At 63.2% G+C, this 12,517-nt stretch carries 13 protein-coding genes; 3 read left to right on the top strand and 10 right to left on the bottom strand.

Annotation, left to right across the window (positions count from 1 at the left end):
• The first annotated feature begins 56 nt into the window (after positions 1 to 56).
• Positions 57 to 1,640 carry an OprO/OprP family phosphate-selective porin gene (locus ACP2YO_RS19395; RefSeq protein WP_426442263.1) on the top strand — a complete coding sequence of 528 codons (1,584 nt, stop codon included), beginning with the start codon at positions 57 to 59 and terminating at the stop codon, positions 1,638 to 1,640.
• A 58-nt stretch (positions 1,641 to 1,698) separates the two neighbouring features.
• Here the strand turns inward: ACP2YO_RS19395 and ACP2YO_RS19390 are convergent, their stop codons facing one another.
• Positions 1,699 to 2,076 (bottom strand): winged helix-turn-helix transcriptional regulator, encoded by a 378-nt coding sequence (locus ACP2YO_RS19390; protein WP_426442262.1) that lies wholly within the window; start codon positions 2,074 to 2,076, stop codon positions 1,699 to 1,701.
• Between the two features lie 119 nt (positions 2,077 to 2,195).
• Between ACP2YO_RS19390 and ACP2YO_RS19385 the strand changes: the two genes are divergently transcribed.
• Positions 2,196 to 3,209 carry a zinc-binding alcohol dehydrogenase family protein gene (locus ACP2YO_RS19385; protein WP_426442261.1) on the top strand — a complete coding sequence of 338 codons (1,014 nt, stop codon included), beginning with the start codon at positions 2,196 to 2,198 and terminating at the stop codon, positions 3,207 to 3,209.
• Positions 3,210 to 3,341: 132 nt separating this feature from the next.
• Here ACP2YO_RS19385 and ACP2YO_RS19380 read toward each other — a convergent pair whose 3' ends face one another.
• The gene (locus ACP2YO_RS19380) at positions 3,342 to 3,641 is read right to left on the bottom strand and encodes a DUF1330 domain-containing protein (protein WP_426442260.1); all 300 of its coding nucleotides are present in this window, start codon (positions 3,639 to 3,641) and stop codon (positions 3,342 to 3,344) included.
• Positions 3,642 to 3,650: 9 nt separating this feature from the next.
• Complete coding sequence (locus ACP2YO_RS19375) at positions 3,651 to 4,445, bottom strand: SDR family NAD(P)-dependent oxidoreductase (protein ID WP_426442259.1); 795 nt, start codon at positions 4,443 to 4,445, stop codon at positions 3,651 to 3,653.
• A 229-nt stretch (positions 4,446 to 4,674) separates the two neighbouring features.
• Here ACP2YO_RS19375 and ACP2YO_RS19370 point away from each other — a divergent pair, with 229 nt between their 5' ends.
• Positions 4,675 to 6,669, top strand: coding sequence for a methyl-accepting chemotaxis protein (locus ACP2YO_RS19370; protein ID WP_426442258.1), 1,995 nt, complete (start codon positions 4,675 to 4,677; stop codon positions 6,667 to 6,669).
• Positions 6,670 to 6,873: 204 nt separating this feature from the next.
• Here ACP2YO_RS19370 and rplQ read toward each other — a convergent pair whose 3' ends face one another.
• The 7 genes from rplQ to rplO all read right to left on the bottom strand — a co-directional run bounded on the left by rplQ (position 6,874) and on the right by rplO (position 12,515).
• Positions 6,874 to 7,290, bottom strand: a complete 417-nt coding sequence (gene rplQ / locus ACP2YO_RS19365) for a 50S ribosomal protein L17 (RefSeq protein WP_426442257.1) — start codon at positions 7,288 to 7,290, stop codon at positions 6,874 to 6,876.
• A 143-nt stretch (positions 7,291 to 7,433) separates the two neighbouring features.
• On the bottom strand, positions 7,434 to 8,471 hold the full coding sequence (locus ACP2YO_RS19360; protein ID WP_426443254.1) for a DNA-directed RNA polymerase subunit alpha: 1,038 nt from the start codon (positions 8,469 to 8,471) through the stop codon (positions 7,434 to 7,436).
• Between the two features lie 107 nt (positions 8,472 to 8,578).
• Positions 8,579 to 8,968, bottom strand: coding sequence for a 30S ribosomal protein S11 (rpsK, locus tag ACP2YO_RS19355; protein ID WP_426442256.1), 390 nt, complete (start codon positions 8,966 to 8,968; stop codon positions 8,579 to 8,581).
• A gap of 122 nt (positions 8,969 to 9,090) precedes the next feature.
• The gene (gene rpsM / locus ACP2YO_RS19350) at positions 9,091 to 9,459 is read right to left on the bottom strand and encodes a 30S ribosomal protein S13 (protein WP_426442255.1); all 369 of its coding nucleotides are present in this window, start codon (positions 9,457 to 9,459) and stop codon (positions 9,091 to 9,093) included.
• A 190-nt stretch (positions 9,460 to 9,649) separates the two neighbouring features.
• Positions 9,650 to 10,480 (bottom strand): adenylate kinase, encoded by an 831-nt coding sequence (locus ACP2YO_RS19345; protein WP_426442254.1) that lies wholly within the window; start codon positions 10,478 to 10,480, stop codon positions 9,650 to 9,652.
• Positions 10,481 to 10,551: 71 nt separating this feature from the next.
• Positions 10,552 to 11,883, bottom strand: coding sequence for a preprotein translocase subunit SecY (gene secY, locus ACP2YO_RS19340; protein WP_426442253.1), 1,332 nt, complete (start codon positions 11,881 to 11,883; stop codon positions 10,552 to 10,554).
• A gap of 143 nt (positions 11,884 to 12,026) precedes the next feature.
• Complete coding sequence (gene rplO, locus ACP2YO_RS19335) at positions 12,027 to 12,515, bottom strand: 50S ribosomal protein L15 (RefSeq protein WP_426442252.1); 489 nt, start codon at positions 12,513 to 12,515, stop codon at positions 12,027 to 12,029.
• Between the last annotated feature and the right edge of the window lie 2 nt (positions 12,516 to 12,517).

Genomic DNA, 12,517 nt, shown 5'->3' with positions numbered 1-12,517 from the left:
CTTCTACGATTCGAGTGGCAGTGAGTGGGGACTTCAAGCAATACAGGGGTGCGCAAATGGGTGCGAAAAAACTGGGTGCAATTGCCATCGGAATCGCAGGTGCGCTCGCTGCCTCGCCGGCACATTCGGAAGGCAGTGATGCGGAGATCGCGCTGTTGAAGCAGCAGCTTCACATGCTCGAACAAAAGCTCGACAAGCTGCAGAAGCAGAGCGATACGAATGCCGCGACCGCGGCGTCTGCAAACGCGCACGCAAGGGCCGCCGATGCCAAGGCGTCGAGCGTCGCAAACCACGCGGCCCTTCCGGTCAAGGGTCCGGTCGTGGCTTCCGGTGTCGTGGTGTCGATGCCGAACAACCGGCCGACGATCTGCACGGCGGACGACCAGAACTGCATCGCAATCACGGGGCGGATTCACTTCGATGTCGGTGGTTACAATTATCGTCCCGACACGGCGGCGACGTCGCCGCAAAAGCTCGACAGCGGCGAAAATCTGCGCCGTGCGCGCATCGGCATCGTCGGCAAATTCCTCGGCGACTGGAATTTTGCGCTGATCTACGACTTCGGCGGCTCGTCCGACGGCTTCGGCGGCACGGCGCCGGGATCACTGCCGGGCGGCGGCACCTCCGGCATCGAAAACGCCTATCTGAGCTACACCGGCTTCAGGCCGTTCGGCGGCAAGATGGCGATCGAAGGCGGCGTCATGGACCTGACCTGGACGATGGACGAATCCACCAGCTCCAACGACATCCTGTTCATGGAGCGCGCTTCGGCTGGCATCGTCGCACAAAACATCGCGGCCGGTGACTTCCGTTCGGCGGCCGGCACCCGCTGGTGGAACGATCAGCTTTGGCTCGGCGGCTACGTCACCGGACCGACCTCGGGTGCGATCCACTCCGCGTCCAGTGCCGCGCCGGCCGGGACGTCCGAGCAATATGGCGCGGTCGCCCGTATCGCCGGCAACCCGATCAGCGGCAGGGATTACTCGGTGCATATCGGCGCTGATGCGGAGTGGCTGATCCAGCCGCCGCGCAATCAGCTGACGCAGGCGCAAACGCTGACGCTCAGCGACCGGCCCGAGTTGCGCATCGACCCGACGACACTGATATCGACCGGCGCGATCGCCAACGTCTCGGGGGCACAGGTCTACGGCGTCGAAGCGGCGGCGACCTACGGCCCGCTCATCGCGCAGGGCGAGTACTACTGGTTCAACGTCGACCGCACGGCGAATACCGGGCTGCCACCGATTGGCGCGTCGAGCCTGAAGTTCGACGGCGGCTACGCGCAAGTCGGCTACGTGCTGACCGGCGAGACCCATGCCTACAATGCGGGGAACGCCGCCTATGGCGGGGTCAAGCCGGCGAATCCGTTCTCGCTCGCCGGCGGCGGCTGGGGTGCCTGGGAAATCGCCGGACGCTTCAGCCAGATGAACCTCAACGATCAGCTCGCGACGGCGGCTGGCGTCGCGGGTGGACGGCAGAATGTCTACACCCTCGCCCTGAACTGGTACGTCAACAACAACGTCCGCTTCATGCTGGATTACCTGCATGGCGACATCTCCAAGCAGGCTTCGGCGGTCTCGGCCCTCAATGCGGGCTCGAGATTCGACGCGATCGCGATGCGCACGCAGGTGGCCTGGTGACGACAAGGCCGGGAGCCGCATCCGCTCCCGGCCTCGCTTCACGATTGCATCGCGCGGCTCAGGCCGCGCGCTTCGGCTTCCGCACAACCTCCGGCGCCGGCGCGCAGGATAGACCTTCCTGGTGGTTCTCGCCCCAGGCTTTCAGGATGTCGATCACCGGGCGCAGGCTCTCGCCGAGCTCGGACAGGGTGTATTCGACCCGCGGCGGCACCTCGGCATAGACCTTGCGGATCACAAGCTTGTCGTCCTCAAGCGCGCGCAGCTGCTTGGTCAGCATGCGCTGGGTGATGCCGGGCATCCGCCGCCGCAGCTCGCCGAAGCGCTGGGTGCCAGCCTGCAGATGAAACAAAATCACGCCCTTCCATTTGCCGTCGATCAGGTCGAGCGCCGCCTCGACCGCGCACCCCGGACGACGCGCAAAATTCTGCCGCTTCATCGATATTTTCCCAATAGTATCAAAATGGGGACTAGTTCCCCAAACGTACAGTACTTGCCAAATTGAGGCCAGCGAGCAAGTTAGATGGCAGGCAATCGCCGCCACCATGGAGACAAGGCATGAAGGCCGTCGGATACCAAAAAGCGCTGCCGATCGAGGCAGCGGAGTCGCTTGTTGATTTCGAGATCGCCAAACCCGAGCCGAAGGGCCGCGACGTCAGGGTTGCCGTGAAGGCCATCTCGGCCAACCCGGTCGACTACAAGGTCCGCAAGCGCGCCACGCCGCCGGAGGGCGAATACAAGATCCTCGGCTTCGATGCGGCCGGCGTGGTCGACGCTGTCGGTCCCGACGTCAACCTGTTCAAGCCGGGCGACGAGGTGTTCTATGCCGGCTCGATCCAGCGCCAGGGCACCAATTCGGAGTTTCATCTGGTCGATGAGCGCATCGTCGGGAAGAAACCGGCATCGCTGTCGTTTGCCCAGGCCGCCGCACTTCCGCTGACCTCGATCACCGCCTGGGAGTTGCTGTTCGACCGGCTCGGCGCCGTGCCCGGCAAGAGCCTCGACCCGCGCACGCTCCTGATCACCGGCGGCGCCGGCGGTGTCGGCTCGATCCTGATCCAGCTCGCGCGCCGCCTCACAGGCCTCACCGTGGTTGCAACCGCGACGCGGCCGGACTCACAGAAATGGTGCCTCGATCTCGGCGCCCACGCCGTGATCGATCATTCGAAGCCGATGAAGGAGCAGATCGACAGACTGAAGCTGCCGCCGGTCGGTCTCGTCGCCAGCCTCACCTACACCGACCAGCACTACAAGGCGATCGCCGACTTCATCGCACCGCAGGGCAAGTTCGGCCTGATCGATGATCCGCCGGAATTCAACGTCGCCGTATTCAAGGGCAAGGCGGTCTCGGTGCACTGGGAATCGATGTTCACGCGCTCGTCGTTCCAGACGCCGGACATGATCGCGCAGAACCATCTGCTCAACGACGTCGCCGACCTCATCGACAAGGGCGTGCTGCGCACCACCCTCGACCAGACCTTCGGCACCATCAACGCCGCCAATCTCAAGCGCGCGCATGCGCTGCTGGAGTCAGGCAAGTCGCGCGGCAAGATCGTGCTGGAGGGCTGGTAGCCCTCGATGCGTAGGGTAGGCAAAGGCGCGAAGCGCCGTACCCACCGTCAAGAGCAGCGCAAGGCGCGTTGGGCACGCGGAGCCTGTCGGCGCGCATTCGCGCGACCCGTTGGCTTTGCCCACCCGACGGCTTTACGCGTGGGGCGGCACGCCCTCGACGAAAATCAGCCGGCGGTCCAAGGCGGTTCGCCGATGCTTCAGCGCCTCGGCATATTCCGGCGACGCGTACCACTCGCGCAGGCGTGCCATCGACGGAAATTCGACGATGATGATGTTCTTCGGCGGCGGTCCGCCTTCGGCCACGTCAGCGGCGCCGCCGCGCACGAGATAATGCCCGCCATATTGCGCGATGGTCCTGGCGGCCAGGGTGCGGTAGGCCTCGAAGCCCGCCGCGTCCCGCACCTCCACTTCGGAAATCACATAGGCCGACATGGGGGTACCTCATGCAATCGTGTTGACGATGCCACCTTCGGCGCGCAGCGCGGCGCCGTTGGTCGCTGAGGCCTCCTTCGAGCAGACATAGACCACGAGGTTGGCAATCTCCTCGGTGCTGGCGAAGCGCTGCAGCAGCGAACTCGGCCGATGCTGTTTGACGAAGTTGGTCGCCGCCTCCTCCACCGACTGGCCGTTCTGCCTGGCGAGATCCTTGACGAAAGTCTCCACGCCCTCCGACATCGTTGGGCCCGGCAGTACCGAATTCACGGTCACCGCGGTGCCGCGGGTCAATTGCGCGAGCCCGCGTGCGATCGCAAGCTGCGCGGTCTTGGTCATGCCGTAGTGGATCATCTCGGTCGGGATGTTGAGGCCGGACTCCGAGGAGATGAAGACGATACGGCCCCAATTGCGCTTCAGCATGCCCTGCATGTAGCTGCGCGACAGCCGCACGCCCGACATCACGTTGACCTCGAAAAACCGGCTCCAGTCCTCGTCGGGAATCTCGAAGAAATCCTTTGGCTCGAAGATGCCGGCATTGTTGACGAGGATGTCGACCTCCGGCAGTGCCGCGACGAGTGCCTTGCAGCCGGCGGCGGTGGAGACGTCAGCGGCAATGCCGCGCACCTTGCTGCCAGGCACCGCCTTTGCGATTACCGCAACAGCCGCATCGACCTTGGCCTGACTGCGGCCGTTGATCACGACCTCCGCCCCGGTCGCAGCCAGTCCCTTTGCAATGGCGTTGCCGATGCCCGCAGTCGAGCCCGTGACGAGCGCGGTCTTTCCGGAAAGGTCGATTTTCATGGGAAGTCTCCTGTCTATGCTTCACCGTCATATTTGGGGCGCCAACCAACATTTCAACGCCCATGAGCGAGCGCCGGTCTTCATCTATTCGTCACATCAAACATCGTGCTGACCGCTTTCACAGATTGTCAATGCAACGGCTGTAACCGTCGCCACCAATGACAACCGGACACTGATCTCCTCTCCAGTGATAACGACGCCCGGAGGTTCGCCGACAGGAATGCATCAGATGTTCGCAATTTCCAGGGTGAAACAACTCGGCGCCATCATTCTGAAGCGATTCCGTCCGGGCCTCCGAACCCAGATTGGGATGCTCGGCATTGGCGGGGTTGCCATCGTCAGCGCAACCTGTCTCGGCGGCCTTGATTACGCGGCGCGCGTCCAGCGCGATTCGGATGACAGCATGCGCTTCAGGACGCAGCTGTCCGAGCTGTCCGACAGCTTCCTGGAGACGCAGCAGATCGCCGCCAAATTCCTGAGGTCGCGCGATGAAGCACTGGCAAAGAAGCTCGCCAATCGCATTGCAGACGAGGTCGCGCTGCTCGACAAGCTCGACGCTTTCGCGATGACAGCGCCGGAAGGCGATCCGATTCGGCAGGTCGCATCGCTTCGCAGTGGGATCAATCTCTATGCGACCCGGTTCCAGAACATCGTCGGCGCCCAACGCGTACTGGGGTTGAGCCAGAGCGATGGCCTGCAGGGAAAGTTGCGCAGCGCGGTTCAGCAGTTCGAAGCCAGATTGGGACAGATCGACCAGCCACGCCTGACCGTCCTCCTGCTGACGATGCGCCGTCACGAGAAGGACTTCATGCTGAGCGGCGAGGAGCGATTTGGCGACCAGCTCAATGAGCGCGAATCGGACTTCGAAACGGTGCTGGCCCAGTCTGCGGTGGGCGCGGAGCTGAAATCCGAACTCCTTGCGCTTGCACGATCCTACAAGCTTGCCTTCGCCGGCTTCCTCGTCTCGCGACAGACGCTCGACGATCAGATGGACGACCTCTATCAGATCTTCGACCGGACCCGGCCGGCGCTGATCAAGGCCGCCGAGGCAGCCAACGCCCGTGCCGAGAGCGCACAGCGCAAGGCCGAGGAGTTCAGGCAGACTTTCGCCTGGCTGATCGGCCTCGTCGCAGTCGCCCTCACGCTGCTCGCTGTGTTCTTCGGCCGGCGCGTCGCGGGCCTCATCAGCCGGATGAGCGCTGCAATGCGCCAATTGGCTGAAGGACAATTTGACATCGTCCTGCCCGGCCTGGAGCGCACCGACGAGATCGGCAACATGGCGCGGGCGGTGGAAAGCTTCAAGATCAAGGCCATGGAAAAGGCGCGGCTCGAGCTCGACGCCAGACTGGAGGAAGACCGTCGCGCGGCCGATCGGCACAAATCCGAGCTCGCGCGGCTGGCCGAAGCATTCGAGGCCAGCGCCGGCAGCGTCATCGATACGGTTTCGGCGGCATCGGGCGAACTCGCCGCCTCCGCCCGCGACCTGAGTGACACCGCCCATCAAACACAAGGCATGTCAGCGACTGTCGCGGCGGCCTCCGAAGAAGCCTCCGACAATGTCAGGCGCGTTGCGGCCGCTACCGAGCAGATGATCGCCTCCGCGTCTGAAATCGGACGCCAGGTGGAGGAATCGGCCGGCATCGCCAGCGAAGCCGTTCGGCAAGCGAAGCAGACCGACGACCGGATGGCGCAGCTGGCCTCCGCTGCCGACCGTATCGGCAACGTGGTGCAGCTGATCGCGACGATCGCGCGGCAGACCAACCTGCTCGCTCTCAACGCAACAATCGAGGCCGCCTGGGCCGGAACGGCGGGTGCGGGCTTCGCCGTGGTTGCCCAAGAGGTCAAGACGCTTGCCAGGCAGACCGCGGAGGCCACCGAGGACATTCGCGAGCAGATCACTGGCATGCAGGCCGCAACAAAAGAGTCCGCCGGTGCGATCAGCGATATCGCCGGCATCATCCGCCGGATCTCCGAGATCGCCTCACACGTTGCGCGTGGCATTGAGGAACAAGGCCGCGCGACACGCAGCATTGCCGAAAACGTTCAGATCGCGTCGGAACGAACGTCCCAGGTGGCCGTCAGCATCGGAGAAGTGGCAAGCGGCGCCTCGCGGACCGGCGGCGCCTCGTCTCTGGTCCTGAGGTCGGCGAGACTGCTGTCGGACGGCAACAACCGTCTCAAGCAGGAGCTCGACAATTTCATCGCCACCATCCGGGCGGGGTGAGCCGTCATTTCGAGGAGCCCGAGCGACGAAGCAATCCATGTCACGGCGAGCGGCACTATGGATTGCTTCACGGAGCCTGTCATCGGACGCGCATTCGCGCGGCCCGGTGGCTCGCAACGACGGGCTGGAGCCATGCGCTCAGTGACGCACAAAATAAAACGGCGCCCCGAAGGCGCCGTTTTCGAAACCTGGCTCGAGAACGGCTTACGCCGCCTCGGCTTCCCTTTCCTGCACCGGGCCGGAGTCCTGGCCCTTGGCATCGACGTCGCGGTCGACGAACTCGATCACGGCCATCGCCGCGTTGTCGCCGTAGCGGAAGCCGGCCTTGATGATGCGGGTGTAGCCGCCCTGGCGGTCCTTGTAGCGGGGCGCCAGGGTGTCGAACAGCTTCTTGACCTGATCCTTGTCGCGCATCTCGGAGATGGCCTGGCGGCGCATGGCGAGACCGCCCTTCTTGCCGAGGGTGACGAGCTTCTCGACGATCGGCCGCAGCTCCTTGGCCTTCGGCAGCGTGGTGACGATCTGCTCGTGCTTGATCAGCGCGGCGCACATATTGGCGAACATCGCGCGGCGATGCTCGGCCGTGCGGTTGAGCTTTCGATGAACCTTGCCGTGACGCATAGTCTATTCCTTAAAGTATATCTGCCGCGACGGTTCGTCGGACATGTTGCTCAGGTGGGCTGCCTGCGTTCGCCCAAGGTAGCGAGCAGCGAATGGTGAATAGCGCGTCGTCGTCTATTCGCTATTCGCCACTCCCTATTCGCTCAGTAGTGATCCTCGAAGCGCTTGGCGAGCTCGTCGATGTTCTCCGGCGGCCAGCCCGGCACTTCCATGCCGAGATGCAGACCCATCTGGGCCAGCACTTCCTTGATCTCGTTCAGCGACTTGCGGCCGAAGTTCGGGGTGCGGAGCATTTCCGCTTCCGACTTCTGCACGAGATCGCCGATGTAAACGATGTTGTCGTTCTTCAGGCAGTTTGCCGAACGCACCGACAGCTCGAGCTCGTCGACCTTCTTGAGGAACGCCGGGTTGAAGGCGAGATCGGGGATGATCTCCTGCGCGACTTCCTTGCGCGGCTCTTCGAAGTTGACGAACACGTTGAGCTGATCCTGCAGGATGCGCGCGGCGTAGGCGACGGCATCATCCGGCGTGATCGCGCCGTTGGTCTCGATCGTCATGGTCAGCTTGTCGTAATCGAGGATCTGGCCCTCACGGGTATTCTCGACCTTGTAGGAGACCTTGCGGACCGGCGAGAACAGGCTGTCGACCGGGATCAGGCCGATCGGCGCATCCTCAGGACGGTTGCGCTCGGCGGCAACATAGCCCTTGCCGGTCGCGACCGTGAATTCCATGCGGATCTCGGCACCGTCGTCCAGCGTGCAGATCTGCAGGTCGGGGTTGAGCACCACGACGTCGCCGACGGTCTGAATGTCACCGGCGGTGACGGCGCCCGGACCCTGCTTCTTCACGACCATGCGCTTCGGGCCTTCGCCCTGCATCTTGATCGCGATGTCCTTGATGTTGAGCACGATGTCGGTGACGTCCTCACGGACGCCAGCGATCGAGGAGAACTCGTGCAGCACGCCATCGATATGCACCGACTGCACCGCTGCGCCCTGCAGCGAGGACAGCAGGATGCGGCGCAGCGCATTGCCGAGGGTCTGGCCGAAGCCGCGCTCGAGCGGCTCGGCGACGACGGTGGCAAACCGGCTCGCGTCCGAGCCCGGCGTTACCTGCAGCTTGTTCGGTCGAATGAGTTCTTGCCAATTTTTCTGGATCGTCACTGGTTCACCCTTTGCCAGTCCTTTGGGCCGGTCGAATGGCCGCAGCTGGCGTTGGAGATCGCGGAACAGTCCGCGCGGTCAATTCCAAAAACAATCGCGAGCGGCCATGCCGCCCGCGACTTCAATCAAACGCGCCGGCGCTTGCGCGGACGGCAGCCATTGTGCGGGATCGTGGTCACGTCGCGGATCGAGGTGACGGTGAAGCCCGCAGCCTGCAGCGCACGAAGCGCCGATTCGCGGCCCGAACCCGGGCCGGCCACTTCAACCTCCAGCGTGCGCATACCGTGTTCCTGCGCCTTCTTGGAGACGTCTTCGGCCGCGACCTGCGCGGCATAGGGGGTCGACTTGCGCGAGCCCTTGAAGCCCATCGTGCCGGCCGACGACCAGGCGATCGTGTTGCCCTGCGCGTCGGTGATGGTGATGGTCGTGTTGTTGAACGACGAATTCACGTGCGCGACGCCGGAGGCGATGTTCTTGCGTTCGCGACGACGTATACGGGTGGCGTCCTTGCCCATTTCAAACCTTTCCTGTGATCTCGACGCCGCCGTAGTGCCAGCGGCTACACCTAAAAAGCGAGAAGCGAATGGCGAGTGGCGAATAGAAACTATTCGCCATCGCCTATTCGCTATTCGCTTAATTACTTCTTCTTGCCGGCGATCGCCTTGGCCGGACCCTTGCGCGTACGCGCATTGGTGTGGGTACGCTGGCCGCGCACCGGCAGACCGCGGCGATGACGCAGACCGCGATAGCAGCCGAGGTCCATCAGCCGCTTGATGTTGATGCCGACCTCACGACGGAGGTCGCCCTCGACCAGATAGTCGCGGTCGATGACTTCGCGGATCTGCAGGACTTCCTGGTCGGTCAACTGGTTGACGCGACGGTCCAGCGGAATCTTGACCTTCTCCATGATGTCGGCCGCGTTCTTCTGGCCGATGCCATGGATGTACTGAAGCGCGATCAGCGCGCGCTTGTTGGTAGGAATGTTCACGCCGGCAATACGGGCCACGGACTTCTCTCCTGTCGCCGATCCCTTAAGGATTCGGGCTTCTCAAGTTCTTGCTATCTCGGGCAAGTGTCCGCAAACGCGAACACGACGCCCTCCCCTTGATATCCTTCGGGGCCCGGCATCGTCATGTAACTATCCGACTTGGATGCGGGGCTTATTAAAGGATTCATGTCGGTTTCGTCAACCTCTGCTAACGCTTAGCTCGCTTTTTCGTGAGCTTTTTTGCAGGCTTTTTGGCGGCTTTTGCTGCTTTCCGGGCAGTCGGGGCCTTAAGGGCCTTGGCGGCCTTCTTGACCGATTTCCTGGCGGCCTTGGCCCTGGAAGCCACTTTGGCGACCCCGAGAGCCAGTTTTGTGGCTTTTTTTGCCACTTTTGGGGTCTTTTGGGCCGATTTGGCGGGCTTCTTGGCCGACTCGTCGTCCTTTGGTTCCAGTGCGCCGATGGCGCCGAGGATTCGGTTGATCTCGCGGGTGACGTGCTCGATGGTCATCATGCCATCGACGGTCAAAAGCTTGCGCCGCTCGGAATAGTAGTGAATCAGCGGCTCCGTCATCGAACGGTACTGGGCCAAGCGTTTGGTCAGCACTTCCGGCGTGTCGTCGAGCCGGACCTCTTCACCGCGCGCCCGGGTCTCCTCGGCGCGCTTCTCGACACGCGCGAGCAACGCGCTCTCGTTGACCCTCAATTCGATGACGGCATCGAGCTTGAGGTGCCTCTTCTTCAGGAGCTCGTCGAGGGCCTCGGCCTGCGGAACGGTGCGCGGGAAGCCGTCGAGGATAAAGCCCTTCTTGGCGTCGGGCTGTTCGATGCGGTCGGCGATGATTCCCACCACGACCTCGTCGGGCACCAGGCCACCGTTCGCCATGATCTCCTTGGCCTGCAAGCCGATCGGCGTACCGGCAGCGACCGCAGCGCGCAGCATTTCGCCGGTCGAGAGCTGAACAATGCCGTGCTTGTGGACCAGCCGCTGTGCCTGGGTGCCCTTGCCCGAGCCGGGCGGCCCCAAAAGGATCAATCTCATGACTTTAGTCGCCCCCCGGCTCGGTGAGCGAGATCCGCACACCCGTATTTTTGAATTTGGAGCCGCCGCGATTAGCGGCGGCGCCCCCTGAGCTTCGACTTCCTGATCAGCCCCTCATACTGGTGAGCGAGCAGATAGCCCTGAACCTGCGCCACCGTATCCATCGTCACGCTGACGACGATCAAGAGCGAAGTGCCGCCAAAGTAGAACGGCACCGAGGCGTAGGAAATCAGAATTTCCGGAATCAGACAGACGATCGCCAGGTAAATCGCGCCGAGCACCGTGATGCGCGACAGCACATAGTCGATGTATTCGGCGGTGCGCTCGCCAGGACGGATACCCGGGATGAAGCCACCATGCTTCTTCAGATTGTCGGCAGTCTCGGTCGGGTTGAACACGATCGCGGTGTAGAAGAACGCGAAGAACACGATCAGGGCGAGATAGAGAATCAGGAACAGCGGACGGCCGTGGGCGAGCTGGGTGGTGATCCACTGGAACCACTCCGGGCCCTTGCCGGCGTTGAAGTTCGCGACCGTGGTCGGCAGCAGCAGCAGCGACGACGCGAAGATCGGCGGAATCACCCCCGAGGTGTTGAGCTTGAGCGGCAGATGCGAGGACTGGCCCTCGAACATCTTGTTGCCGACCTGGCGCTTTGGATACTGGATCAGGAGCCGGCGCTGGGCCCGCTCCATGAACACGATGAAGGCGATCACGGCGACCGCCATCAGGATGACGATCAGGATCAGGCCGGTCGACATCGCGCCCTGGCGGCCGAGTTCCAGCATGTTGGCGAGCGCCGAGGGCAGCTCGGCGACGATGCCGGACAGGATGATCAGCGAAATGCCGTTGCCGATGCCGCGCGAGGTGATCTGCTCGCCGAGCCACATCAGGAACATGGTGCCGCCGGTCAGCGTGATCGCGGTCGAGACGCGGAAGAACAGGCCGGGATCGCTGACGACGTTGCCGGCGCCTTCGAGACCGACGGCGATGCCGTAGGACTGGAATGCGGCCAGGATCACGGTCAGATAACGCGTGTACTGGTTCAGCGTCTTGCGGCCCGCCTCGCCTTCCTTCTTCAGCGCTTCGAGCTGCGGCGAAACCGTCGTCAGGAGCTGTATGATGATCGATGCCGAGATGTACGGCATGATGTTCAGCGCGAAGATCGCCATGCGGTGGATGCCGCCACCGGCAAACATGTTGAACATGCCGAGGATGCCGCCCGCCTGGGTGCGGAACACCTGCTCCCAGATGTTGGGGTCGATGCCGGGCAGCGGGATGTAGGTACCCAGCCGATAAACAAGCAGCGCACCCAGTGTAAACCAGATGCGCTTCTTCAGCTCGTCGGCCTTCGCCAGCGCTCCGAAATTGAGATTTGCTGCAAGTTGTTCGGCTGCTGAGACCATGTTCGGCTTTCTCCCGGAGCCCCTTCGCCGATTCCCCTCACCGGGGCAATCGGCAGATGCCGGACATTATCTGGTGCTAGGCCTCGATAAGTCCATCGTTCGATCCGCGGATTGCCCGCTCGCGGCGGGCAATGACGCAGATGTTACGCAGCCTCGCCGTCTTCCTTCTTGGCGGGGGCCAAGACCTTGACCGAGCCGCCGGCCTTTTCGACCGCTTCAATGGCCGACTTGGAGGCGCCGTGCACCTCGATCGTCAGCTTGGCCTTGATCTCGCCACGGCCGAGCAGCCGCAGGCCGTCCTTGGCGCGGCGTAGCACGCCGGCCTTGACCAGCGATTCGGCATTCACGGTCGCCGACACGTCGACCAGCTTGCTGTCGATCGCATCCTGCAGACGGTCGAGATTGATCTCGGCAAAATCGAGCCGGAAGATGTTGTTGAAGCCGCGCTTCGGTAGACGACGATGCACCGGCATCTGGCCGCCTTCGAAACCCTTGATGCGGACACCCGAACGCGCGGTCTGGCCCTTGCCGCCGCGGCCCGCCTGCTTGCCCTTGCCCGAACCGATGCCACGGCCGACGCGCATACGCTTTTTGCGCGAGCCGGCATTGTCGGCGATATCGCTGAGCTTCATCG

It is taken from the genome of Bradyrhizobium genosp. P (genome assembly GCF_049949265.1).
GTDB lineage: Bacteria > Pseudomonadota > Alphaproteobacteria > Rhizobiales > Xanthobacteraceae > Bradyrhizobium.
The sequence above is the reverse complement of the archived record's forward strand: the minus strand, read 5'-3'. Positions and strand labels throughout refer to the sequence as shown.

Coding starts and splice junctions, on each gene's coding strand:
- ACP2YO_RS19380 (WP_426442260.1), bottom strand. CDS start 3,641: ATGTCGGCCTATGTGATTTCCGAAGTGGAGGTGCGGGACGCGGCGGGC.
- ACP2YO_RS19385 (WP_426442261.1), top strand. CDS start 2,196: ATGAAGGCCGTCGGATACCAAAAAGCGCTGCCGATCGAGGCAGCGGAG.
- rplQ (WP_426442257.1), bottom strand. CDS start 7,290: ATGCGTCACGGCAAGGTTCATCGAAAGCTCAACCGCACGGCCGAGCAT.
- ACP2YO_RS19345 (WP_426442254.1), bottom strand. CDS start 10,480: ATGAGATTGATCCTTTTGGGGCCGCCCGGCTCGGGCAAGGGCACCCAG.
- ACP2YO_RS19390 (WP_426442262.1), bottom strand. CDS start 2,076: ATGAAGCGGCAGAATTTTGCGCGTCGTCCGGGGTGCGCGGTCGAGGCG.
- rpsK (WP_426442256.1), bottom strand. CDS start 8,968: ATGGGCAAGGACGCCACCCGTATACGTCGTCGCGAACGCAAGAACATC.
- secY (WP_426442253.1), bottom strand. CDS start 11,883: ATGGTCTCAGCAGCCGAACAACTTGCAGCAAATCTCAATTTCGGAGCG.
- ACP2YO_RS19370 (WP_426442258.1), top strand. CDS start 4,675: ATGTTCGCAATTTCCAGGGTGAAACAACTCGGCGCCATCATTCTGAAG.
- ACP2YO_RS19375 (WP_426442259.1), bottom strand. CDS start 4,445: ATGAAAATCGACCTTTCCGGAAAGACCGCGCTCGTCACGGGCTCGACT.
- rplO (WP_426442252.1), bottom strand. CDS start 12,515: ATGAAGCTCAGCGATATCGCCGACAATGCCGGCTCGCGCAAAAAGCGT.
- ACP2YO_RS19395 (WP_426442263.1), top strand. CDS start 57: ATGGGTGCGAAAAAACTGGGTGCAATTGCCATCGGAATCGCAGGTGCG.